Here is a 21,650-nt window from a genome sequence, read left to right on the forward strand (position 1 = left end):
GTCAACTTGGGCAGTTTCGCTCCGGACCGCCGGCATCCGCTCGCTGCTGCGACGACGGATGTCGCGGCCCGCGTGAACTGCGTCAGACCCGTGCGCCCCCGAACACCGTTCGCTCCAGAAACGCGTTGCGAAATTTCTGTGCCGGGTCGAGTCGGTCGGCGAGAGCACGGAAGTCGTTGAAGCGTCGGTAGCGGGTTGCGAGCATCTCGGCATCCGCGTGAAAGAGTTTGCCCCAGTGCGGGCGCACTGCGAACGGCGCAAGAACGCCCTCCAGTACCGGCAGCAGCGCCTCAACGGCGGCCTGCTCGGGCTTCCAGGTGAAGTGCAGTGCCACGCCGGCCCGTTCGAAGTTCGGGCTGAGCCAGAGGTCGTCGGCCGCGATGCTGCGAACCTCGCTGACCAGCAGCAGCGGCGCGATCCGGGCGGAGAGAGTGCGCATCGCCTCGATTGCCGCGACGGCATGCTCGCGCGGCACGTGGTACTCGCTCTGCAACTCCTCGCCGTTGCTCGGGGTGAAGGCCAGGCGAAAGTGCGCCAGTCGCTCCGACCACGGTCCGGCGACGCCGAGCTGCTCCGTACAGTTGATTGCTGAAATACCGGGTAGCGGATGCCGCCCCGCGGTCGCCGCCGTCCCCCCGAAAAACTCGCCCGCGCCCGTAAAGTCGCCACCCCGGCTTTTCACCCAGGCCTGATCCACGTTTTCGCCGAGCCAGTTGGTGAACAGGCTCACGCTGTAGGCGCTGCCCATCACGGCATCGAAATGCTGCAGCACTTCGCTCCACGGCAGGTTCTCGTAGACGAACTGTTGCACCTCAAACGTCGGCTGAATATCGAGCGTGACCCGGGTGACGATGCCGAGCGCGCCGAGCGCCACCACCATGCCGGCGAAATCGGGAGTCGACCGATCAACCCGCAGCAGCTCCCCGGAGCCCGTGACGATCTCCAGGGCCGACACCGCGGTCGCGAGGCTGCCGTTGCGGTCGCCCGAGCCGTGCGTGCCGGTAGCGATAGCACCGGCCACGCTGATGTGCGGCAACGAAGCAAGGTTGTGCACGGCGTAGCCCTGCCGCTGCAACTCGACGGCGAGCGTGCCATAGGTTGTGCCGCCGGAAACCTCGACGCTCAGTGCGGTCGGGTCGATAACAATGGCATCGTCGACGCGGTCGAGCGCGACCAGCATGCCGGGGGAATCCGCGATCTCATTGAAGGAGTGGCGGGAACCGAGGGCGCGCACCCGGGTGGCCGCGGCAACGAGTTGCGGCACCTCGTCGATGCTCTTCGGGTGCGCGACGGGCGCCGCATAGCGGTAGTTGCCGGCCCAATTGCGTTCGCTCGTCTGGTTCATCCGGACCGCCTCACGATATTTGGTGTTTAGGACAACATACCAGCCGAGTCAGGTCGCCTTGGCACCATTGCACTCGGATTCTGCAGCTGCGTGGCTGCGTGGCTGCGGCGAATTCAACAGGCCGGCTATTGACGACTGCATCCATCCCCGGTATATGTTTTAGTGATCAACAAATCATCGACGCAGCTGAATCGGAAGTAGTGATATGACCCTGAGTGACGTGAGCCTGACCCCCACCCGCGACGACAAGTTCTCCTTCGGCCTCTGGACCGTCGGCTATAACGGCAGCGACCCGTTCGGTGGCCCGACGCGTCCCAAGCTCGACGTCGTCGATGCCGTGACCAACCTGGCCGAGCTCGGCACCTATGGCCTGACCTTTCACGACGATGACCTGTTCGACTTCGGCTCGACGGATGCCGCCCGCCAGTCCCAGATCGACCGCCTGAAGCAGGCGCTCGCCGATACCGGCCTGATCGTGCCGATGGTCACCACCAACCTGTTCAGCGCACCGGTCTTCAAGGACGGCGGCTTCACCTCGAACGACCGCGCGGTGCGCCGGTTCGCCCTCCGCAAGGTGCTGCGCAACATCGACCTCGCTGCCGAGCTCGGCGCCAAGACCTTCGTCATGTGGGGCGGCCGCGAGGGCGCCGAGTATGACGCGGCCAAGGACATCCGTTCGGCACTCGAGCGCTACCGCGAGGCCGTGAACCTGCTCGGTGACTACGTCACCGACAAGGGCTACGACATCCGTTTCGCCATTGAGCCCAAGCCCAACGAACCGCGTGGCGATATTCTGCTGCCGACGGTCGGCCACGCGATGGCGTTCATTGAGACCCTCGAGCGTCCCGAAATGGTCGGCGTGAACCCCGAGGTCGGGCACGAGCAGATGGCCGGGCTCAATTTCGCCGCCGGCATCGCCCAGGCGCTGTACCAGGGCAAGCTGTTCCACATCGACCTCAACGGTCAGCGCGGCATCAAGTATGACCAGGACCTCGTCTTCGGCCACGGTGACCTGCAGAACGCCTTCGCGCTCGTCGACCTGCTCGAAAACGGTGGCCCGAGCGGCGGCCAGGCCTATACCGGGCCGCGCCACTTCGACTACAAGCCGAGCCGCACCGAAGACGTCGCCGGCGTGTGGACCTCGGCCGCGGCCAACATGCGCACCTACCTGCTGCTCAAGCAGCGCGCGGCGGCGTTCCGCGCCGACCCCGAGGTGCAGGCGGCCCTCGCCGCGTCGAAGGTGCCTGACTTGTCGAACAACACCCTCGCATCCGGCGAAAGCTACGACGACCTGTTCGCCGACCGCAGTGCCTACGAAGACTTCGACACCGACGCGTACTTCGGTGGCAAGGGCTTCGGCTTCGTGCATCTGCAGCAGCTCGCCCTCGAACACCTGCTCGGCGCGCGCTAGCCCCACCGCACCCAAGTAGCTCATTCAGGAGATCCGCACGCGTTCGCCCCGCCCAGCCCCGACAAATCGGGGCTGGGCGGCACTGGCAACCCCCCTTTCCTGAATCAGCCACCTGCACGGCGCATAACTCCTGCAAATTGGCGACAGACCGCCCAGGCACCCGCGCGAATACGCGGATGTCCGTCGGCGGCCGCTCAGATTGCAGGAGTTATGCCTCGTGACCCCTGCACGGGACAGGTCAGGACGCTGGCGTCAGAGGGCGAGCGACACGACCATGGCCTCGATGCGCTCGGGCGAGAGCGCGTGGTGGATGGCCAGCATGCTCGCATCCAGGATGGCGGCATTGGGCCCGGCGCTGCACTGGGTGATCTGCAGGTGCTGCTGAAGTCTGCCCGCATCAGAACGGGCAGAGCGCAGCTCCCAGCCCGCTTTCAGCCAGTCTGAACCGGACCGTTAGGCGGGGCCGCTAACGTCGTAGGCAACGGCTGCTCCGGCGGCACTGCATCGAACGAATGGTGAACTCCCGCATGAGCACTTCCGGTCAGGCCCGTCCGCCCAAGAAAGACCGCCGCGAGGAAGCCCGCGAACACGCTCGACTGATGCGGGTCGAACAAGCCAAACGGACTCAGCGCCGTCGCCTCGTCCTCCGCGGCGGCATCGGTATCGGCCTGCTCGCCGTCGTCACCATCGTGACCCTCGTCATCGTGAACAACGTGAATGCCCCTGCAGCATCGGGCCCGGCCAACATGGCCAGCGATGGCGTCCTGCTCGGCAGCGACGGCACCACGGTCTCCGCCGCCACGACGGTCGCCCTCGCCGCCGACGCCGATCCCATCGCGACCGACCAGACCGCCCTGACCGACACGGCCAATATTGTGCTGTATCTCGACTACCTGTGCCCGATCTGTGGCAACTTCGAGGCCACCAACGGCCAGCAGATCACCGACTGGGTGACCGCCGGCAATGCCACGGTCGAGATCCACCCGATCTCGATTCTCGACCGCCTCTCGTCGGGCACCAAGTACGCCACGCGAGCCGCGAATGCGGCCGCCTGCGTGGCCAACTACGACCCCGACAACTTTCTGGCGTTCAATACGGCAATGTTCGCCGATCAACCCTCCGAGAATTCCAGCGGCCGCACGAATGACGAACTTGCCAGCCTCGCCCAGGGAGCCGGGGTGACGTCCAGCGGTGTCGCCAGCTGCATCACCGACCAAACTTATGCCGGCTGGGTGGATGCATCGACGCAGCGTGCGCTCGCGGGGCCGATCCCCAACTCCGACATTGAAAATATCAAAGGAACACCCACAGTGCTGGTGAACGGTGTGAGCTATACCGGCTCGTTTTCCGACCCCGCCGCCTTCGAGGCATTCGTCACCGCACAGCTGACCGCTGAGCCCGGCAAGTAGCCGTGCGCGTTGCTATGAGCAATTCTGACGAAACGGCCCCACCGGAAGTGGGCGCGCCGGAAATGGGCGCGCCGACCGTGTACGGGGCGGTTCTCGATGCGGCGACCCGGTGCATCCACTTTCACTCGGAGCGCGACATCGTGGCGATCAAATTTGCCTGCTGCCGACGGTATTACCCGTGCTTTCAGTGCCACGACGAGGCCGTGCGGCGCGAACCCACCCCACACGCGAGCCGACGGTGGCCGCAAGCCCAGTGGTCAGAGCTCGCAATCTTGTGCGGTGCATGCCAGCGCCAGCTCAGCATCTTCGAGTATCACCGAGTCGATCGCTGCCCGCACTGCAGTGCCGAGTTCAATCCCGGCTGCCGACTGCACGCCCACCTGTACTTCGACGAGCCCCAATGAGCACTCACCGTCGCTCCACGCTCCGGGCCCTAAGCGTGGGACCCGCCGTGCTAGCCCCGCGCTAGCCCGGCGCGAGCCCGAGCCAGAGGCCGAGCGCGGCAGCGGCCACGGACACCCCGAGCATGCCGATTCCATGCAGTAACGCCGCCCGGTAGCAGCGCGCCTGCATCAGCCGCACGGTTTCGAAGCTGGCCGTGCTGAACGTCGTGTAACCGCCCAGCAGACCGGCACCGAGCACGAGGCTCCATTCCGGAGCGAGCAGGTGGTTCATTGCCAGGCCGGCAACGAGCCCGAGCAGCAGCGAACCGCTCACGTTGATGATCATCGTTCCGAACGGGAACGCGTCACCCAGCCGGGATCGCACGAGGCCGTCGAGAAAAAACCGTGCGGCCGCGCCCGCGCCGCCGGCCGCGGCGATTGCCAGGAACAGGAGAGGGGTCATGCGGTCTGCTCCCCAGCGACTGCGGGGCCGTCGTGCGTGCGTCGGTGCAGCGCCGCACCGGTCAGGATGCCGAGCCAGGTGGCGACGCCACCGAACAGAACCGAACCAAGACCATAGGCAATGGCCACTCCGCTCGCACCACCCTGCAACAAAAAAACGCTGTCGGTTGCGAGGGCGCTGTAGGTCGTGAATCCGCCGAGCAGTCCGGTGCCGAGCAGCAGGCGCACGGTGCGGCGGCGGCCAGCATCGGTTCCGCGACGCACGAGGGCCTCGAGAAGCAGCCCGAGCAGTAGAGCACCGATCAGGTTGATGCCGAGGGTGGTCAGCGGCAGGCGAGCCCCGGCGGCGAGATCAACCGGGGGCAACGCGAGTGTGAGTGCCTCGCGGAGGGCGGTGCCCACGGTTCCACCGAGAAAGATGAGGCCGAGGTCACCCCAACGCCGGTGCACGGCGCCCGGCGTGATCGTGTCGATGGTTCACCTGTCTCATCGTTGCTGGTTCCGTCACAATCAGCGAGAACCACTGGCCACGGCTCAGTCGAGCGGATGCTCCGACGAGATCGGGCGCCGTGGCCAGAATACATGCCCTTTTCGGCACGCTTTCACGGCAGCGCGGCACGGCAGCGCGGCACGGCAGCGCGGCACGGCAGCGCGGCCACGCTTCGGTCCAACGGAGGCCCCGGTTCAGATAGCTGCAGGTCAGATAGCTGCAGGTCAGATAGCTGCAGGTCAGATAGCCGCGGGTCAGATAGCCGCGGGTCAGATAGCGGAGAGCACCCGGGCGACAGCGCCCAGCGAGCCGGGCACCAGGCTGTAGTACGACCAGGTTCCACGTTTGGCGCGGCTGAGAAACCCCGCCTCCACGAGCACCTTGAGGTGGTGCGAGATGGTTGGCTGGCTCAGGGTGAGCTGGTCGGTCAGGTCGCAGACGCAGGCTTCCTGGTTGGCATGGGCTGAGACGATCGAGATGATGCGCAGCCGGGCCGGATCGGCGAGGGCTTTGAGCGAGTGGGCGAGGGCGTCGGCGTGCTCAGGGGAGGTGGCCGCGCGCGCCAGCGGAGTTGAGCAGGCATCCGCTCGCGAAATGTCAGTCAGTTGCAGGATCTGGGTAAACGTCACGTGAACACACTCTCCTTAGATTGACATTGGTCGATATATTGCTCTAGCGTAAGGATCGACAACGATCAATGTTAGCGCGAATCGCTGTCGTCAATACTTGGAGATTCGTGAGCAACACAGCACTAGCACCCACCCGGCTCGGCGCGATGGACCGACTACTGCCGGTCTGGATCCTCGCAGCCATGGGCCTCGGCCTGCTTCTCGCCGTGTTCGTTCCGGCCGTCGGTGACGTGCTCCACGCCTTCACCATCGGGTCGATCAGCGTGCCGATCGCCATCGGACTGCTCATCATGATGTACCCGGTGCTCGCCAAGGTGCGCTACACGGATGCCCGTGCCGTCGCCGCCGACAAACGCCTGCTGGTCTCCTCCCTGCTGCTGAACTGGCTGGTCGGCCCAGCCCTCATGTTCGCCCTGGCCTGGATTTTTCTGCCCGACCTGCCGGAATACCGCACCGGGCTCATCATCGTCGGCCTCGCCCGCTGCATCGCCATGGTGCTGATCTGGAACGACCTCGCCTGCGGCGACCGCGAAGCCGCAGCCTTCCTCGTCGCCGTGAACTCGGTCTTCCAGGTCGTCGCGTTCGGCGCCCTCGGCTGGTTCTACCTGCAAATACTGCCGGGCTGGCTCGGCCTGCCGACCACGAGCGCCGAGTTCTCGATCTGGGCCATCACCGCGAGCGTGCTGGTGTTCCTGGGCATCCCACTGCTGGCCGGCTACCTGTCCCGTCGCATCGGTGAGGCTCGGCGTGGCCGCGACTGGTACGAGGCCACATTCCTGCCCCGGGTCGGCCCGTTCGCCCTCTGGGGCCTGTTGTTCACGATCGTGATGCTCTTCGCCCTGCAGGGCCAGCAGGTCATCGACCACCCGGGTGACGTGGCACGCATCGCCCTGCCGATGCTGGTCTACTTCGCCGTGATGTTTTTGGTCGGGTTTTTCACCGGTCGCCTGCTGCGCATGACGTACGAGCGCACCACGACCCTCGCCTTCACGGCCGCCGGTAACAACTTCGAGCTCGCCATCGCCGTTGCGATCGGAACCTTCGGCGCCCTCAGCGGCCAGGCCCTCGCCGGCATCGTCGGTCCGCTCATCGAGGTCCCAGCCCTCATCGCCCTCGTCTACGTCGCGCTCTGGCTCAAGCCTCGCCTGTTTCCCGAGCGGATGCCCGCGGCCGACGCGCCGACGACGCCCGCGGCATCCTCTCTCGTTTAGACCACTCCCAAGGAAGAAGCGTTCTATGAAACCCTCCGTACTGTTCGTCTGCGTGCACAACGCCGGCCGCTCGCAGATGGCCGCCGGTTATCTGACCGCGCTGGCGCAGGGACGAGTCGACGTGTTTTCGGCTGGCTCCGAACCGAAGGATCAGATCAACCCGGTAGCGATCGCCGCGATGGCCGAAGAGGGCATCGATATCGCGGGTAACGTGCCGAAAATTCTCACGACCGAGGCTGTCAGGCAGTCCGACGTGGTCATCACGATGGGCTGCGGCGACGCCTGCCCGATCTTTCCCGGCAAGCGCTACGAGGACTGGCTGCTGGACGACCCGGCCGGCCAGGGCATCGAGAGCGTACGCCCCATTCGCGATGAGATCAAGGCTCGCGTCGAGGCGCTCCTCGCCGAGATTCTGCCGGTCAAGGCCTAACCATGCTTCCCGGCCTCAGCTACCCCGAAGAGTCCCTCAAACGACTCGCCGGCGACCTGGCCGAGCGCTTTCACGGCGTTTTCGCTACCGAAACCGTCGAACGGTACGTACTCGAGTCCTACACCGGGCTGCTGCGCACCTCGAGCGTGAAGGCACACCTCACCACCCGCACGGCGCGGTTTTCGCTTGAGCGCCTCACCGCGCTTGCCCAGGCCAAGGGCGCTATCGAGCGTGCGGTGCCCGAGGTGCTGTTCGTCTGCGAGCAGAATGCGGGCCGGTCGCAAATGGCTGCGGTGTTCACCAACGTGCTGTCCGGTGGGGCCGTGCACGTGCGCTCGGCGGGATCGATGCCGTCGTCGGAGCTGGACCCCACGATGGTCGCGGTCATGACCGAGCTCGGCCTGTCGCTCGACGAGTCGTTCCCGAAGCCCCTCACCGACGACGTCGTGCAGGCGGCCGACGTCGTGATCACCATGGGCTGCGGCGACGCCTGCCCGATCTATCCCGGCAAACGCTACGTGGACTGGGACCTCGTCGACCCGGCGGGCCAGCCGATCGACGAGGTGCGGCGCATCCGCGACCAGGTCAAGGCCAATGTCATCGAGATGCTTGCCGGCCTCGGAGTGTCTCCCGCGGTCTGAGTCCCGCCTGTTCCAGCCCCGGGGAGCGCGGGTCACTTCTGGGGACGGGGCCTGGGCCCCGTCCCCAGGCCCAGTTTATAAACTGGGCCCGGGGCTACAAGGTGGGCCCGGCTAGGGGACACCCCGCACCCCGCACCCCGCACCCCGCTCTCTACGCGAGCGTCAGGAACAACTTCTCGAGCTCGGCTACCGTGAGCGAGTTCTCGTCGTCGGGGTTCGCGATGCAGTCACGCATCGCGGTCGACACGATGACGAAACCGGCTTTGTCGAGCGCACTGGACACGGCAGCGAGCTGGGTGACGACGTCGCGGCAATTGCCACCGCCCTCGACCGCGGCAATGACGGCGGTCAGCTGCCCCTGCGCCCGGCGAAGTCGGTTCAGGATCTTTTTCTGCTCGGTGGCCCGAGCATCGTGTGCGATCGTCATCTCAGGCCCCCTGCTCGGTTGGAAGCCCCGCCTGCTGCCAGGCCTTCGTGCCCCCGGCAATGTTTACAGCGTCGTGACCGTGGCCCGAGAGGTACTCGGCTACCTGCGCGCTGCGACCGCCGACGGCGCAGATGACGTGCACCGGAACATCCGCGGGAATCTCACCCATGCGCTCGACGATCTCACCCATCGGAATGTGCATCACGCCGGGTACGTGGGCGGCTTCGTACTCCCCCGGTTCGCGCACGTCGATGACGACTGGCGCGTCGAGCACCGAGAGTTCGGTGACGGTGATCTCTTTCATACGGGGACCCTTTCAACAGTGGGGGAAACAATAAGATTAGACGTTCCGGCAAGCCACGTGCGGTAGCCGCCGTCAAGGTTCTGCACGTCGAATCCGTGCTGGGTGAGAATGCGCGCAGCGGTGTGGCCGCGCTGGCCGACCTGACAGTGCACGATCAGCGGCGCCCGTGGTAGCTCGACGAGTCGCTCGCGCAGGTCGTCGAGCGACAGGTTGATCGCGCCCGGAATGCTACCCGCGGCAAATTCGCCGGCGGAGCGAACGTCAACGAGCACGGCGCCCGCCGCGCGCGCCGCCGCCAGTTCGTGCCACTGGAGATTCACGCTCGTGCCCCGCGCGAGGTTGTCGGCGACATAGCCGAGCTGGTTGATCGGGTCTTTCGCCGAGGCATACTGCGGCGCGTAGGCGAGTTCCAGTCGGGTCAAAGCGGATGCGCTCAGCCCGGCCGCCATCGCGACCGCAATCACGTCGATGCGCTTGTCCACCCCCGCGCCGCCCACGATCTGCGCTCCCAGAATTACATCGGACTCGGCGTCGATCAGAAGTTTGATCGACATGCCCTCGGCCCCGGGGTAGTAACCGGCGTGGTTGGCCGGATGGGTGTGCACGATACGGTGGGCGCGTCCCGCCTCGACTAGGCGCTTCTCACTCCAGCCGACCAGGGCTACGGTGAGGCCGAAAATCCCGAGGATTCCGGCGCCGACGGCCGGGGCTGCCTGCTCGGCGGTGCCGGCGATGCTGTCGGCGACGGAACGGCCGTGACGGTTCGCGAGTCCGGCCATGGTGACGAGCGTACCGGAGCCGTTGACGGCATCCGCTTTCTCGACACCGTCGCCGACGGCGAAGATGTGCGGGTCGCTGGTGGCCTGGGTGCCGTCGACCCAGACACCGCCGCTCTGGCCGATTCTAAGGCCCGCCTGCTCGGCAAGGGTCACGTCGGGGCGCACGCCGCTCGCGTCGATCACGAGGTCGGCGGGCACGGTCGTGCCGTCGCTCAGGGCGACAGTGCCTGGCGCGGTGGAACCGGTCACGGTCGTGTTCAGTCGCACGTCGACGCCTCGTTCACGCAGGCGATCACGCACGGGCGCGACCATTTCAGGGTCGAGCGGGGTGAAGATCTGCGGCCCGCGCTGCACAAGGGTCACGTGCACGCCACGGTGCACGAGGTTTTCAACGGCTTCGAGACCAATGAATCCGCCGCCGACCACCACAGCACATGCCCCGCTCGTTTCGGCGAGCACCGCGGTGATGTGGTCGACGTCGTCGACGGTGCGGAGGGTGTGGGTGGGGATGGCCGTGTCGTCAATCGCGGCCGAGCGGGCCGAGGCACCGGCGGCGAGCACGAGCCGGTCGTAGCGCTCAACGCTGTGTTCACCGGTGACCAGGTTGCGCACAGAGACGGTCTGGGCTGCTCGGTCGATCTGCACGACCTCGGTATCGATACGCACGTCGAGCGCGAAGCGGGCCTCGAGGGATTCCGGGGTCTGCAGCAGCAGTTCATCGCGATTACGAATGACTCCCCCCACGAAATACGGCAGGCCACAGTTCGCGAACGATACGTAGTGTCCACGCTCGAATACGATGATCTCGGCGCTCTCGTCGAGCCGGCGCAACCTGGTAGCTGCCGACATTCCGCCCGCAACTCCGCCTACAATGATTATTTTCACGTGTGCCTCCAGTGCAAATATACCCCATAGGGTATTCACGCACAAGGTGGCGGAGTAGCGTCTCGCGCGGTATCCGCTCGCGCCGGGCCCACCTTATGAACGTGGGCCCGGTCTATAAACTGGGCCCACGTTCCGGGCCCGGGCCCCGTCCCAAAAAACCCACACACTGCACGCGCACGGTTCAGGCGGTCGGCAGCGCCCGAAACCCGCGCAGGCGCAGGCTGTTGGTCACCACGAAGACCGACGACAGGGCCATCGCAGCGCCGGCGATCAGGGGATTGAGCAAACCGGCCATCGCGAGCGGAATCGCCGCAACGTTATAGGCGAAGGCCCAGAACAGGTTGGCTTTGATCGTCGCGAGGGTACGCCGAGACAAGCGGATGGCGTCGGCTGCGGCCAGCAGATCGCTGCGCATGAGTGTGAGGTCGCTCGCCTCAATGGCAACGTCGGTGCCAGACCCCATCGCAATGCCGAGGTCCGCTGTAGCCAGGGCGACGGCATCGTTCACCCCATCCCCCACCATGGCGACCACATGCCCCTTCGCCTGCAACTCACGAATTACCCGCGCCTTGTCGGCGGGCAGCACCCCGGCGGTCACGTCGGTGATGCCAACCTCAGCCGCGACACTCTGCGCGACCGCGAGATTGTCACCGGTCACGAGCAGGGGCGTCAGCCCGAGGGCGCGAAAGCGCGCGACGGCAGCGACGCTCGTGGGCTTCACAGTGTCGGAGACGGTGAGCACGCCGCGCACCCGGCCCTCCCAGGCCACCAGGACGGCCGTCTTGCCGTCCCCCTCGGCCGTACCCATCACGGCCTGCATCTCGCTTGGCACGTTCAACCCCCACCGGTTCAGCAGCCACACCGGACGCCCGACCAGAATCTGCCGGCCGTCAACCGTGGCCTGCACCCCGAGCCCTTGTTCCGACGCAAACGCCGACGAGGCTGGCAATGACCCGAGCCGCGACAGCGCGCCCGCCGTGATAGCCCGCGCAATCGGATGCTCCGACCCGCTTTCCGCAGCCCCCGCCAGTCGCAGCAACTCGTCTTCAGAATCACAGTCGTACGCGTTCACGGTCGCCAGCGTCATGCGCCCGGTGGTGATCGTTCCGGTCTTGTCGAGAACGATCGTGTCGACACGGCGTGTGGACTCGAGAACCTGCGGTCCCTTGATCAGAATGCCCAGCTGCGCGCCGCGCCCGGTGCCCACCAGCAGAGCGGTCGGCGTGGCGAGCCCGAGCGCGCACGGGCAGGCGATGATGAGCGTCGCCACGGCCGCGGTGAATGCCATCGCCGGTCCGGCGCCGACCAGCAGCCAGCCGGCCAGCGTGGCCAGGGCGAGCCCGATCACGATCGGCACGAAGATGCCGGAAACCCGGTCGGCCAGGCGTTGCACCTCGGCCTTGCCGGTTTGCGCCTGCTCGACCAGTCGGCCGATCTGGGCCAGCTCGGTATTGGCGCCGACCTGCGTCGCCCGCACCACGAGCCTTCCGCCGGAGTTCAGCGTGGCACCCACAACACTGTCGCCGGGCCCCACCTCGAGCGGCACCGATTCGCCGGTGAGCAGGCTCGCATCGATAGCGCTCGAGCCGTCGACGATCACCCCGTCGGTCGCGATCTTCTCGCCCGGCCGCACGACAAACTGGTCGCCCACCACGAGTAGGGCGGTACTGATGCGGCTCTCGACGCCGTCCCGCAGCAGGGTGGTCTCCTTTGCGCCGAGCTCCAGCAACGCCCGCAGGGCCGCGCCGGAGTTGCGCTTGGCCCGTGCCTCCGCGTAGCGACCGGCCAGGATAAACACGGTGACAGCGGATGCCACCTCGAGATAGATCTCGTCGGCGCCACTACCCGGGGTGGCCGAGAACGTGAAGCTCATGGTCATTCCCGCCATCCCGGCCAGGCCGAAAAACAGGGCGTAGAGCGACCAACCGAGGGCAGCGAGCACGCCGACGCTGACCAGGGTGTCCATGGTTGCGGCGCCGTGGCGGGCGTTCACCCAGGCGGCGCGGTGGAACGGCCAGGCACCCCAGGTAGCGACGGGGGCCGCCAGGGTCAGGGCGAGCCACTGCCAGTTCGTGAATTGCAGCGCGGGAATCATCGACAGGATGATTACCGGCAGGGTCAGTGCGGCTGAGATCAGCAGACGCTGGCGCAGGGACGCGACCTCGAGGGAGGCGGCATCTTTTTCGATGACAACGGCCGGCAACGCGGCCGTGTAGCCGGTGGCTTCAATGGTCTTGATGGCATCGTCGACGCTCGTACCAGCGGGCACGAAAACGCTCGCTTTCTCCGTGGCGTAGTTCACCGTGGCGGCGACTCCGGGCATGCGGTTGAGCTTCTTCTCAATGCGGGCAGCGCACGAGGTGCAGGTCATGCCCCCGACGAGCAGGTCAACCTGTTGGCCAGCGGCCATCAGGCAGCGGCTACCAGCTGGTAGCCCGCCTCCTCAACGGCCGCGGCGACCAGGGTTCGGTCGAGTTCCGATGTGCTCGTAACGGTGACCTGTGAAGTGCCGCCCTTGACGAGTTCTACGGTGACGTTTTCGGCGCCCGCGACAAGCCCGATCTCCTCGGTCACGCTCGCGACGCAGTGGCCGCAGGTCATTCCGTCAACGCCGTACGCGGTCGTGATGCTCATGGTGATTCCTCACTGTCTTGTACCTCGAATGGGTATTCATTCGAGCATACCCCTTGGGGGTACCGTTACTCCAACTATACCCCGAGGGGGTACAATCGAGGCTGGGGTTCACGAGCAACGCAGAGGATACGGTCATGAGCGATTCCGAGACCCACGACGGTCCGCACGGCTACATCTCGAACAAGGACGCCTACCTGAAGCGCCTGCGCCGCATCGAGGGCCAGGCTCGCGGCTTGCAGGGCATGGTTACCGACGACAAATACTGCATCGACATTCTCACCCAGATTTCCGCCATGACGAGCGCCCTCGAATCAGTCGCTCTGGGCCTGCTCGATGATCACCTCACCCACTGCGTACTGCACGCGGCCATGGCCGGCGGCGCCGAAGCGGAGGCCAAGCTGCAGGAGGCCTCGGCGGCCATCGCGCGGTTGGTGCGTTCTTAGAGGACCGGACCTTTGGCCCTAGTCGCCGGGCCGAGCGGCGCGCGACACTGAAGATACGCATGGAGCCAGCGTGCCCATTCGGGAAGGACCATTATGAACCTGCCGCCCAGCTCGCCCCAGACGACGGCCGGGACAGCGCCCGCCGTTCCCATCCGCGTTTTCATCCTCGACGACCACGAACTGGTGCGTCGCGGCCTACGTGAACTGCTCGAGGGTGAGGGTTTCGACGTCGTCGCCGACACCGGCCTGGCGGCGGAAGCCACCGTCCTGATCCCGAAGCTGCGCCCCGACGTGGCCATTCTCGACGCCCGCCTGCCCGACGGCACCGGTATCGAGGTCTGTCGCGACGTGCGTTCGGTCGATCCGGCATTGCAGTGCCTCATTCTCACGAGCTACGACGACGAGCAGGCGTTGCGTGGTGCTGTGCTGGCAGGCGCGGCCGGCTACGTACTGAAAGAGATTCGCAGCACCGACCTGCTCGACAAGATCCGCCGCGCTGCCGACGGTGAATCCCTGTTCGATCCCGCGGTCAAGGCGGGCATCATCGCCGGGCTGGCCGATCCACAAGACGCCCGCCTTGCGTCGCTCACCGCGCAGGAGCGCAAGGTGCTCGACCTGATCGGCGAGGGCTTGACCAACCGCGAGATCGGTCACACCATGTTTCTGGCCGAAAAAACCGTCAAGAACTACGTGTCTTCGATGCTGGCGAAACTGGATTTTCAGCGCCGAACCCAGGCTGCCGTGTACGTTGCGAAACGTGGAGACGAACACCAACGGTAACTTCCGGAACCGGTGCCGACCAACGCAGCCGCGTTCCCTCGCCCAAAACGCTGCGCACGGAGAACTTTCCGCCGAGAAGCGTCGCGCGCTCCTTGAGGTTGTCGAGGCCGCTGCGGCGGGTGAGTTTACTGAAACCACAACCGTTATCGGCGATGACCAACTTGAAACGATCGCCCTGAGCGTCAACCGAAATGTCGATCGTGCTCGCCTGGGAATGCCGCGCCGCGTTGCTGAGCCCCTCCGAGATCACGGCGAGCAGGCTGCTGCTGAGGTCATCGGACACCGGCGCATCGATCGGCCCCGATAAGCGGATGCGCGGCGCGAATGGCAGGCTCGCCGCCCCCTCTGTGATCACGGCCAGAATGCGACTGCTCAGCGTGTCGGTGTCCTGCGCCATTCCGCGCAGCGAATAGATCGTGTCGCGCAGCTCCCGAATGGTGTCATCGAGCTCCGTCGTAACCGCGTTGATGCGGTCCAGCGCGATCGGATCATTGGTGAACCGCCGCAGACTCTGCATGCTCAGTCCGGCGGCGAAAAGCCGCTGAATGACCAGGTCGTGCAGGTCGCGGGCAATACGGTCACGGTCACCCAGCACGGCCTGCTCTTCACGCATGCGATGCACCGCGGCCAGTTCGAGGGCGAGCGACAGCTGGGTGCCAAAGACCGCGCTCATCTCGACATCGGTAAGACTGTATGCAGCGGATGCCGGTGCCCGCGACAGCAGAATCACGCCCTGCCCTTCCCCGGCTGGCCCCAGGGCGGCCATGAGCGTTGACCCCAGGTGCGACCACGCGGCAACCGAGCCGGGCGCGGCATCCGCATTCTGCAGGGGCGGCGTGACGAGCGTGGCAGACCGGCCGGTGGCCTGCAGTTCGCGCAGCACGCCGGCCTGCAGCAGCACGGTCGTACCGACCAGTGCTGACGCGGTATCACCGGTTTGCGCTGTGCCAGCTGCGGCTGCGCAGTACAGGCTGTCCTCGGTAGGAAACCCGATCACGGCCAGGTCGGCGCCGGACGCCGCGAGTGCCCGTTGAACGACAAGGTCGAGGCCGTTGTCTTCGCCGTCAACGGGTCGCAGCAGGTCGCGGCCCATCGCAGCGACCGCCTCGAGCCAACGTGAGCGGGCGCGGGACTCATCGTAGAGACGCGCGTTCTCGATCGTGACACCGGCGGCCGCGGCGAGCGCGACGGCCAGGGTCTGGTCTTCGTCGGTGAAGTCGCCACCGCCTTCCTTCTCGGTGAGATACAGGTTGCCGAAGACGGTGTCGCGCACCCGCACCGGAACGCCGAGGAACGACTTCATCGGCGGGTGATGGGCGGGAAAACCGAAAGAATCCGGGTGCTCATGCAGGTCATGCAGACGAAGGGGGTGCGGTTCCCGAATGAGCAACCCGAGCACGCCGTGCCCGACGGGAAGCGCCCCGATCTGTCGAACGGTCTCCTCATCGAAGCCGACGGTGATGAAGTGACTCAGGGCCTGACCCGTGCCGATCACGCCCAGGGCACCGTACCGCGCCTGCACGAGCTCGCAGGCCGCGGTGGTGACGCGTTCCAGCACGGCCTCCAGACTCAGGTCTTCGGCCACCGAAACGACCGCGTCGAGCAGACCGCGCATGCGGTCCTGGGTGAGGGCGAGTTCGGCGGCGGTCTGATCCGTCATAGTCGCCCCCGCCCTTGTGCCGCTTGGTGGTCTAACTGTGGCACGACTTCAGGGCGGTGAAGCTATTTATGGGTGGTTCTGGTGACAATTGTCGGGCAGGTGATGTGCAGCAGCACCTCGTGGCTGACCGACCCCATCAGCAAGCGCTGCAGCGAGCCCCGGCCCCGGCTGCCCACGACGAGCAACTGGGCCGTGCGGGCGGCCGCAACGAGCGCCCTGGCCGGCGATTCGTCGGTCTCGAGAACCTGGTGCACCACCAAGTCGGGGTAGTGAGTTGTCAGACCCGCCACGGACTCGGCGAGCACCACACGTTCCTCTTCCATGCGCTCGGTCACAGCGTCGGCGGGGATGCTGCGCAGCACGCGGCGATTCGGCAGGTGCACCGCGTAGAGGGCATATAGTTCCTGACCGGTACGATCGGCCTCGGCGGCGGCGAACGCCACGGCGACGATCGAATCAGCGGAGCCGTCGACGCCGACGTAGACGCCGGAGCGCTCGGTTTCGGGTAGCGAAGGGATGACGGCGACCGGACAGGTTGACAGTGCCGCGATCTGCAGGCTCACACTGCCGAACAATTCGCCTTCGACTCGGCCCTTTTGATCGGTGCCGACGACGATGAGGGCGGCGTCTTTCGACAACTCACTGAGAACGCGCGGCGCACTGCCCGTGCGCAGCTCGGTGTGGGTGGTGACCGCGGGCGCGAGGGTCTCGGCGCGGGCAGCGGCCTCGGCGAGCAGTTTCTTCTCGGCGTCGAGAATGCTGTCGTAGTAGCCGTAACCGTCGGCCAGCCAGGTTTCGTACACGGTGTGCATGAGCGTCACCGGACTTTTGACGTTGGCGGCTCGGGCCATAGCCCACGCGAGGGCGGTCTCGCCGGCAGCCGAATCATCGATGCCGACCACAATCATCCGGTTCATTGCTCTACCTCGTTCTTGATCGCAGGTCGCAGCAGTGGAGTCCCCGCCACGAAGGAGGAGCTGATGCCCCATCGCCTCGCCTTCATTCTGTCAGCCGCCCGTACCAACACATAGGGCCGGAAGTCCCGATTGGGTGCCCATTCTGTGGCCCGCCCGGCCGGGACTTTCGGCCCTAGTCGCCGGTGACCGTTCAGTCGTACCGTGACTCCAAGGGGTTTTTTGCCCGCCCACATTCTTAGAATCGAGGAGAAACTCGTGAAGGCACTCGTTTATGGTGGCCCCGGCCAAAAAAGCTGGACCGACGTTCCCGACCCCACGCTGCACAGCCCGACCGATGCCATCGTGCGCGTGGACACGACCACGATCTGCGGCACCGACCTGCACATTCTCAAGGGTGACGTTCCCGCTGTCACCGTCGGGCGCATCCTCGGCCATGAGGGCGTCGGCACCATCACCGAGGTCGGTTCAGCGGTCAGTAACCTGAAAGTCGGTGACCGCGTCATCATCTCCTGCATCAAGAGCTGCGGACACTGCAGTAATTGCAGCAACGGCCTCTACTCCCACTGCCTCGGCGACGAGGGCGCCTCGGGCATCGGCTGGGTCTTCGGCCACCTGATCGACGGTACCCAGGCCGAGTTCGTGCGCGTGCCCTACGCCGACAACTCCCTGCACAAGCTGCCGGAGGGCGTCAGCGACGACCAGGGCGTCATGCTCAGCGACATTCTGCCGACCGGTTTTGAAATCGGCGTGCAGTACGGCCGGGTCAAGCCCGGCGATGTCGTCGCCGTCATCGGCGCCGGCCCGGTCGGCCTGGCCGCCATTGCCACCGCCGGCCTCTACGGCGCAGCGAGCATCATCGCGATCGACCTGGACGAGAACCGTCTCGAGCGCGCCCGCGAATTCGGCGCGACCGACACCGTCATCTCCGGCGCCGCCGATTGGAAAGATCAGGTGCTCGCACTGACCGACGGCGCCGGCGTCGACGTCGCGATCGAGGCCGTCGGCATTCCGGCGACCTTCACCATGGCCACCGAGATCGTGCGACCGGGCGGCAACATCGCCAACGTCGGCGTGCACGGCCAACCGGTCGACCTCCACCTCGAAACCCTCTGGATTCAAAACATCAACATCAGCATGGGGCTGGTCAACGCCAACACCACCAAAATGTTGCTCAAGCTCGTCGCAAGCAAGAAGCTGTCGGCTGAGAAACTCGCCACGCACCACTTCAACTTCGACCAGTTCCTCGAGGCCTACGACACCTTCAGCCGCGCCGCCGAAACGAAGGCACTCAAGGTCGTCATCTCCCGCTGACAAGGTTTTGACGGGTGGTTTGCCTGCGCGGTTTTCCTGCGCACTCTGCTCGTCTGCGAATCGATGTCCGGCGGCCCCCGCCTCGAGGCGGGGGCCGATCGTCTGAATTTTCTGTTGACCAGGAGTATCGCCCTGGTGCCGGGCGAGGTTCACCGAGTGAATCACGATCAGACGTGACTTAAGGCCCTACTTGCGGGCACCGGCGATGGCTAATGTGAAGAACACTCATTGGTGACGTTCACACGACATTCCCGCTCGTGGCCCGCCACCGTAGAAGGGATTGAGCTCATGACGCACACACTCACACGGAACCAGACGGTGGTCGCGTGGGATGGGTCTGACCCCGCTCGGGCGGCCCTGGATTGGTCACTCGCCCGCTGCAACGATGGCGAGCTCACCCTGGTGCGCATCCTCGACCGAACGGTGTCGTCGGCGGATTACTTCGCCGAGGAGTCCACCACCGTGCGTGCCCGCGAAGTACTCAAGGACGCTGCCGACCGGGTGAGCGCAGAATACCCGGATCTCACCGTGCACGCCGATCTACGCTCCGGCGACCCGGTCACCGAACTGCGCGCGTTGAGCGAAACCGACACCATCGTTGTGGTGGGAACGCACCGTCGTCGCGGGTCGACCCTGCGCTACGAGTGGTCAATGGGGGCCCGACTGGCCGGTTCGGCTCGGGGACCGATCGCGATTATTCCGGAGGGCGACAGCACACACCATGCGGGCGTCGTGGTCGGCGTCGACGGATCGGCGGCCTCGAACGCCGCCGTGGGCTTCGCTGCACAGGAGGCCGACCGCACCGGCCAGGAGCTGCACGCGATCCACGCGTGGCAGGAGCCGCTTGTCTGGCGCGACACGACCGAACCCGACGCTCGGTTTCTGCAGACGCTGGAGAAATCCCATCGGCGCATTCTCGACGAAGCACTGGTCACCGTCGCCCGCCGTTATCCGGCGCTCTCGATTCGGGCCTCACTCGTGCGCGGCGCCCCGCAATCGGCGCTGCTCGACGCTTCCCGTGGAGCCGCGCTGCTCGTCGTGGGCGACCACGGGCAGAAGGGCATCTCGAAACTATTGCTCGGTTCAGTGAGCCACTCGATCGTGCTGAACATCCAGTCGCCCATGGTGGTCATTCCCGCTCCGCGCATCTGACCCACGGGTGACCTCACGGCACTCGTCAGGGAAGCGGGCACCCCGAGGAACGCGTGCCCGCTTCCCGAACCGGTGCCGCGACGCGAGCCACCGCGATTAGGGTTTTGGTATGAGCTCTTTCGCGCCTCCCCGTCGTCACCCGCGCATTCTGGCGACCGGGATGGCCATCATCGGGCTTGCGGCGACGCTCATCGCACTGCCGCCGGAGCCGGTCGCCGCCGCACCGCTGTCGGCCGCCACGGCCGCCACGGCTGACCCGACCGACCTGACTGACCCGACAACCACCGACCCCGCTGTGTTCGACCCCGGTCTCATCATCAGCGACTTCAACTTCTTCAACCCGGACGCCCTCACCGAGAGCGGCATTCAGGATTTTCTCGAACAGCGTTCCTGCCGGCCGAGCGACAAAGTGCCCTGCCTCTGGGAGTTTCGCGAAACGACGACCAGCCAGCCGGCCCAGGGCGACGGGCACTGCCAGCCCTACATCGGCGCCGAGAACGAAACGGCCGCCCGGATCATCGCGAAGATCGCGGCGGCCTGCACGATCAGCCCCAAGGTCTTGCTGGTGTTGCTGCAGAAGGAACAGTCCCTGCTGACCCGACCGAGCGCATCCGGTTATCTGCGCGCCACCGGCTATGGCTGCCCGGATACCGCGGACTGTGACGCCCAATATTTCGGTTTCTTCAACCAGGTCTACAACGCGGCCTGGCAGTTTCGGCAGTACACCCAGGAGCCCGACCGGGCGTTCAAAATCGGCAGTGTTGACGTGGGCTTCAACCCCAAGGCCAAATGCGGGGCCTCCACCGTCGGCGTCAAGAACCAGGCCACCGCCAACCTGTATAACTACACGCCGTATCAGCCCAACGCTGTTGCCGTCGCAAATGCCGGCGACGAGGGCGACGGATGCTCGACCTACGGCAACCTCAATTTCTGGCTGTTCTATAACGACTGGTTCGGGGATTCAACCCTCAAACCGTTCTCGGTGATGTTCGATCACTGCCTCAACTTCGTCGGCGGCCAGGACTGTGCGCCCGCGTCGCTCCTGCTCGGTGTCACGGCTGCCGGCTAGCTCACGCTGTACACCCACGGCACCTGGCCGACTTCCAGGCGGTGACGACCGCCGGCCTGCTCGGCGAGCGCATCATCGGCGTGGGCGACATCCCCCGCCCAGAACAGCGCCGGCCCCCGCTCGCTCGTACCGAGCCGGGTTTCGTAGTGTGCCAGGGCGCGCCTTTGGGCACGCGCCATGATCTCGGCCACCGACCCGTCACCCTGCAGCCCGTGCAGGGTGACCCAGGTCGGCGCCACGAGGGTCATCAGAGCGGATGCGTGCCGCTCCAGCGCCTCGGCCGGACGCAGCCAGGCGTAATCGATGACCTCATCCTCGGCGAGCACGATGGTGCCGGGCGGCGCGGTAGTGAGGTAGAACCAGGTGCGTAGTCGCTTCGGGGCGCTGCGCGGAGGCACCCAAACCGCCGTCGCGATCAGCGCCCCGGGCACGACTTCGAGCCCGGTCTCTTCCCGCACCTCACGCACGGCAGCCCGACGGGCGGCGAGCTGTTCGACGGCCTCCGCCTTCGCAGCCGGGCCCGGCCCGTCGGGCAGGCCCACCGAGCCGCGGGCAGCCGGCTTCTCCCCCGCGGTGGCGGGACCAGCCGGCGCCGCCTCATCCGCTGCCCGCCGGTCGCCCGGGTCGACGCCGCCGCCGGGAAACACCCACGCGCCGGCGAAAGACCCTCGGTGACGGGGGCGTTCGAGCAGCAGCACCTCGGGCCCGGTGGCACTGTCACGCAGCAAGACCACCGTGGCAGCGACTCCAATACGTGCTGACACTGGCTCGGTGTCTCGCGTCATCGCTGGTCCTTCGGGTGTCGAGTCGGGCAGGCTTTCCCCACCCTAACGCCGGCTCTACACCGCTACCCGGCGAGTAGGCTGCAAACACGCCGA

General features: G+C 66.2%; 23 protein-coding genes. 11 read left to right on the plus strand and 12 right to left on the minus strand.

The genetic code is table 11. The features are described from left to right. Positions 1 to 82: 82 nt before the first annotated feature. Positions 83 to 1,345, minus strand: a complete 1,263-nt coding sequence (locus tag CXY74_RS09430) for an FAD-binding protein (protein WP_104200204.1) — start codon at positions 1,343 to 1,345, stop codon at positions 83 to 85. A 205-nt stretch (positions 1,346 to 1,550) separates the two neighbouring features. On the opposite strand from CXY74_RS09430, the gene xylA reads away from it, so the two are divergent. From xylA to CXY74_RS09450, 3 genes are all read left to right on the plus strand, one after another. Further along, positions 1,551 to 2,756: a xylose isomerase gene (gene xylA, locus CXY74_RS09435; RefSeq protein WP_104200205.1), complete on the plus strand. Its 1,206-nt coding sequence runs from the start codon at positions 1,551 to 1,553 to the stop codon at positions 2,754 to 2,756. 527 nt (positions 2,757 to 3,283) lie between these two features. Further along, positions 3,284 to 4,165 (plus strand): thioredoxin domain-containing protein, encoded by an 882-nt coding sequence (locus CXY74_RS09445; protein WP_158252338.1) that lies wholly within the window; start codon positions 3,284 to 3,286, stop codon positions 4,163 to 4,165. Positions 4,166 to 4,227: 62 nt separating this feature from the next. Then, positions 4,228 to 4,569 carry a CHY zinc finger protein gene (locus tag CXY74_RS09450; protein WP_104200208.1) on the plus strand — a complete coding sequence of 114 codons (342 nt, stop codon included), beginning with the start codon at positions 4,228 to 4,230 and terminating at the stop codon, positions 4,567 to 4,569. A 61-nt stretch (positions 4,570 to 4,630) separates the two neighbouring features. On the opposite strand, the gene crcB is transcribed toward CXY74_RS09450, so the two are convergent. The 3 genes from crcB to CXY74_RS09465 form a co-directional block, all read right to left on the minus strand. Next, the gene (gene crcB / locus CXY74_RS09455; RefSeq protein WP_104200209.1) at positions 4,631 to 5,011 is read right to left on the minus strand and encodes a fluoride efflux transporter CrcB; all 381 of its coding nucleotides are present in this window, start codon (positions 5,009 to 5,011) and stop codon (positions 4,631 to 4,633) included. Continuing rightward, on the minus strand, positions 5,008 to 5,460 hold the full coding sequence (locus tag CXY74_RS09460) for a CrcB family protein (RefSeq protein ID WP_104200210.1): 453 nt from the start codon (positions 5,458 to 5,460) through the stop codon (positions 5,008 to 5,010). Before CXY74_RS09460 ends, crcB begins: the two co-directional genes overlap by 4 nt. 309 nt (positions 5,461 to 5,769) lie before the next feature. After that, on the minus strand, positions 5,770 to 6,129 hold the full coding sequence (locus CXY74_RS09465) for a helix-turn-helix transcriptional regulator (RefSeq protein ID WP_233193315.1): 360 nt from the start codon (positions 6,127 to 6,129) through the stop codon (positions 5,770 to 5,772). A 146-nt stretch (positions 6,130 to 6,275) separates the two neighbouring features. Between CXY74_RS09465 and arsB the strand changes: the two genes are divergently transcribed. The 3 genes from arsB to CXY74_RS09480 are packed head-to-tail and all read left to right on the plus strand — an operon-like array spanning position 6,276 to position 8,411. Beyond that, positions 6,276 to 7,340: an ACR3 family arsenite efflux transporter gene (arsB, locus tag CXY74_RS09470; protein ID WP_104200211.1), complete on the plus strand. Its 1,065-nt coding sequence runs from the start codon at positions 6,276 to 6,278 to the stop codon at positions 7,338 to 7,340. Between the two features lie 25 nt (positions 7,341 to 7,365). Then, positions 7,366 to 7,770, plus strand: a complete 405-nt coding sequence (locus CXY74_RS09475) for an arsenate reductase ArsC (protein WP_104127764.1) — start codon at positions 7,366 to 7,368, stop codon at positions 7,768 to 7,770. A gap of 2 nt (positions 7,771 to 7,772) precedes the next feature. Continuing rightward, complete coding sequence (locus tag CXY74_RS09480; RefSeq protein ID WP_104200212.1) at positions 7,773 to 8,411, plus strand: arsenate reductase ArsC; 639 nt, start codon at positions 7,773 to 7,775, stop codon at positions 8,409 to 8,411. A gap of 151 nt (positions 8,412 to 8,562) precedes the next feature. Here the strand turns inward: CXY74_RS09480 and CXY74_RS09485 are convergent, their stop codons facing one another. From CXY74_RS09485 to CXY74_RS09505, 5 genes are all read right to left on the minus strand, one after another. Then, entirely contained in the window at positions 8,563 to 8,838 is a 276-nt protein-coding gene (locus CXY74_RS09485) for a metal-sensitive transcriptional regulator (protein ID WP_104200213.1), read from the minus strand. A gap of 1 nt (position 8,839) precedes the next feature. Then, on the minus strand, positions 8,840 to 9,142 hold the full coding sequence (locus CXY74_RS09490) for a rhodanese-like domain-containing protein (RefSeq protein ID WP_104200214.1): 303 nt from the start codon (positions 9,140 to 9,142) through the stop codon (positions 8,840 to 8,842). Beyond that, a complete protein-coding gene (locus tag CXY74_RS09495) occupies positions 9,139 to 10,806 on the minus strand; it encodes an FAD-dependent oxidoreductase (RefSeq protein ID WP_104200215.1) in 1,668 nt (555 codons plus the stop codon). Before CXY74_RS09495 ends, CXY74_RS09490 begins: the two co-directional genes overlap by 4 nt. 181 nt (positions 10,807 to 10,987) lie before the next feature. Continuing rightward, a complete protein-coding gene (locus CXY74_RS09500; RefSeq protein WP_104200216.1) occupies positions 10,988 to 13,216 on the minus strand; it encodes a cation-translocating P-type ATPase in 2,229 nt (742 codons plus the stop codon). Continuing rightward, positions 13,216 to 13,440, minus strand: coding sequence for a heavy-metal-associated domain-containing protein (locus tag CXY74_RS09505; RefSeq protein ID WP_104196779.1), 225 nt, complete (start codon positions 13,438 to 13,440; stop codon positions 13,216 to 13,218). Before CXY74_RS09505 ends, CXY74_RS09500 begins: the two co-directional genes overlap by 1 nt. A 134-nt stretch (positions 13,441 to 13,574) precedes the next feature. On the opposite strand from CXY74_RS09505, the gene CXY74_RS09510 reads away from it, so the two are divergent. Further along, the gene (locus tag CXY74_RS09510; RefSeq protein WP_104127771.1) at positions 13,575 to 13,883 is read left to right on the plus strand and encodes a metal-sensitive transcriptional regulator; all 309 of its coding nucleotides are present in this window, start codon (positions 13,575 to 13,577) and stop codon (positions 13,881 to 13,883) included. Positions 13,884 to 13,976: 93 nt separating this feature from the next. Then, positions 13,977 to 14,663: a response regulator transcription factor gene (locus tag CXY74_RS09515; RefSeq protein ID WP_104200217.1), complete on the plus strand. Its 687-nt coding sequence runs from the start codon at positions 13,977 to 13,979 to the stop codon at positions 14,661 to 14,663. Here the strand turns inward: CXY74_RS09515 and CXY74_RS09520 are convergent. After that, a complete protein-coding gene (locus CXY74_RS09520) occupies positions 14,563 to 16,323 on the minus strand; it encodes a GAF domain-containing sensor histidine kinase (protein WP_104200218.1) in 1,761 nt (586 codons plus the stop codon). The genes CXY74_RS09515 and CXY74_RS09520 overlap by 101 nt on opposite strands. 62 nt (positions 16,324 to 16,385) lie before the next feature. Continuing rightward, complete coding sequence (locus CXY74_RS09525; RefSeq protein ID WP_104200219.1) at positions 16,386 to 17,240, minus strand: universal stress protein; 855 nt, start codon at positions 17,238 to 17,240, stop codon at positions 16,386 to 16,388. Between the two features lie 255 nt (positions 17,241 to 17,495). On the opposite strand from CXY74_RS09525, the gene CXY74_RS09530 reads away from it, so the two are divergent. The 3 genes from CXY74_RS09530 (at position 17,496) to CXY74_RS09540 (ending at position 20,772) form a co-directional block, all read left to right on the plus strand. Then, positions 17,496 to 18,551 carry a zinc-dependent alcohol dehydrogenase family protein gene (locus CXY74_RS09530; RefSeq protein ID WP_104200220.1) on the plus strand — a complete coding sequence of 352 codons (1,056 nt, stop codon included), beginning with the start codon at positions 17,496 to 17,498 and terminating at the stop codon, positions 18,549 to 18,551. A 288-nt stretch (positions 18,552 to 18,839) separates the two neighbouring features. Beyond that, positions 18,840 to 19,703, plus strand: a complete 864-nt coding sequence (locus CXY74_RS09535; RefSeq protein WP_104200221.1) for a universal stress protein — start codon at positions 18,840 to 18,842, stop codon at positions 19,701 to 19,703. Positions 19,704 to 19,812: 109 nt separating this feature from the next. Continuing rightward, positions 19,813 to 20,772 carry a hypothetical protein gene (locus CXY74_RS09540; RefSeq protein WP_233193316.1) on the plus strand — a complete coding sequence of 320 codons (960 nt, stop codon included), beginning with the start codon at positions 19,813 to 19,815 and terminating at the stop codon, positions 20,770 to 20,772. Here the strand turns inward: CXY74_RS09540 and CXY74_RS09545 are convergent. Further along, positions 20,769 to 21,557: an NUDIX hydrolase gene (locus CXY74_RS09545; RefSeq protein ID WP_104200223.1), complete on the minus strand. Its 789-nt coding sequence runs from the start codon at positions 21,555 to 21,557 to the stop codon at positions 20,769 to 20,771. The two genes, CXY74_RS09540 and CXY74_RS09545, sit on opposite strands and share 4 nt — an antisense overlap. Positions 21,558 to 21,650: the final 93 nt, after the last annotated feature.

Source organism: Cryobacterium sp. Y29 (genome assembly GCF_002929825.1).
Taxonomy (GTDB): domain Bacteria; phylum Actinomycetota; class Actinomycetes; order Actinomycetales; family Microbacteriaceae; genus Cryobacterium.

Excerpts from the sequence above, each read along its gene's own strand:
- CXY74_RS09505 (WP_104196779.1), bottom strand. The coding sequence starts at position 13,440 with ATGAGCATCACGACCGCGTACGGCGTTGACGGAATGACCTGCGGCCAC.
- CXY74_RS09500 (WP_104200216.1), bottom strand. The coding sequence starts at position 13,216 with ATGGCCGCTGGCCAACAGGTTGACCTGCTCGTCGGGGGCATGACCTGC.
- CXY74_RS09445 (WP_158252338.1), top strand. The coding sequence starts at position 3,284 with ATGAGCACTTCCGGTCAGGCCCGTCCGCCCAAGAAAGACCGCCGCGAG.
- CXY74_RS09525 (WP_104200219.1), bottom strand. The coding sequence starts at position 17,240 with ATGAACCGGATGATTGTGGTCGGCATCGATGATTCGGCTGCCGGCGAG.
- CXY74_RS09540 (WP_233193316.1), top strand. The coding sequence starts at position 19,813 with ATGAGCTCTTTCGCGCCTCCCCGTCGTCACCCGCGCATTCTGGCGACC.
- CXY74_RS09510 (WP_104127771.1), top strand. The coding sequence starts at position 13,575 with ATGAGCGATTCCGAGACCCACGACGGTCCGCACGGCTACATCTCGAAC.
- xylA (WP_104200205.1), top strand. The coding sequence starts at position 1,551 with ATGACCCTGAGTGACGTGAGCCTGACCCCCACCCGCGACGACAAGTTC.
- CXY74_RS09485 (WP_104200213.1), bottom strand. The coding sequence starts at position 8,838 with ATGACGATCGCACACGATGCTCGGGCCACCGAGCAGAAAAAGATCCTG.
- CXY74_RS09490 (WP_104200214.1), bottom strand. The coding sequence starts at position 9,142 with ATGAAAGAGATCACCGTCACCGAACTCTCGGTGCTCGACGCGCCAGTC.
- CXY74_RS09545 (WP_104200223.1), bottom strand. The coding sequence starts at position 21,557 with ATGACGCGAGACACCGAGCCAGTGTCAGCACGTATTGGAGTCGCTGCC.
- CXY74_RS09520 (WP_104200218.1), bottom strand. The coding sequence starts at position 16,323 with ATGACGGATCAGACCGCCGCCGAACTCGCCCTCACCCAGGACCGCATG.
- CXY74_RS09475 (WP_104127764.1), top strand. The coding sequence starts at position 7,366 with ATGAAACCCTCCGTACTGTTCGTCTGCGTGCACAACGCCGGCCGCTCG.
- CXY74_RS09535 (WP_104200221.1), top strand. The coding sequence starts at position 18,840 with ATGACGCACACACTCACACGGAACCAGACGGTGGTCGCGTGGGATGGG.
- CXY74_RS09450 (WP_104200208.1), top strand. The coding sequence starts at position 4,228 with ATGGGCGCGCCGACCGTGTACGGGGCGGTTCTCGATGCGGCGACCCGG.
- CXY74_RS09430 (WP_104200204.1), bottom strand. The coding sequence starts at position 1,345 with ATGAACCAGACGAGCGAACGCAATTGGGCCGGCAACTACCGCTATGCG.
- CXY74_RS09480 (WP_104200212.1), top strand. The coding sequence starts at position 7,773 with ATGCTTCCCGGCCTCAGCTACCCCGAAGAGTCCCTCAAACGACTCGCC.
- crcB (WP_104200209.1), bottom strand. The coding sequence starts at position 5,011 with ATGACCCCTCTCCTGTTCCTGGCAATCGCCGCGGCCGGCGGCGCGGGC.
- CXY74_RS09515 (WP_104200217.1), top strand. The coding sequence starts at position 13,977 with ATGAACCTGCCGCCCAGCTCGCCCCAGACGACGGCCGGGACAGCGCCC.
- arsB (WP_104200211.1), top strand. The coding sequence starts at position 6,276 with ATGGACCGACTACTGCCGGTCTGGATCCTCGCAGCCATGGGCCTCGGC.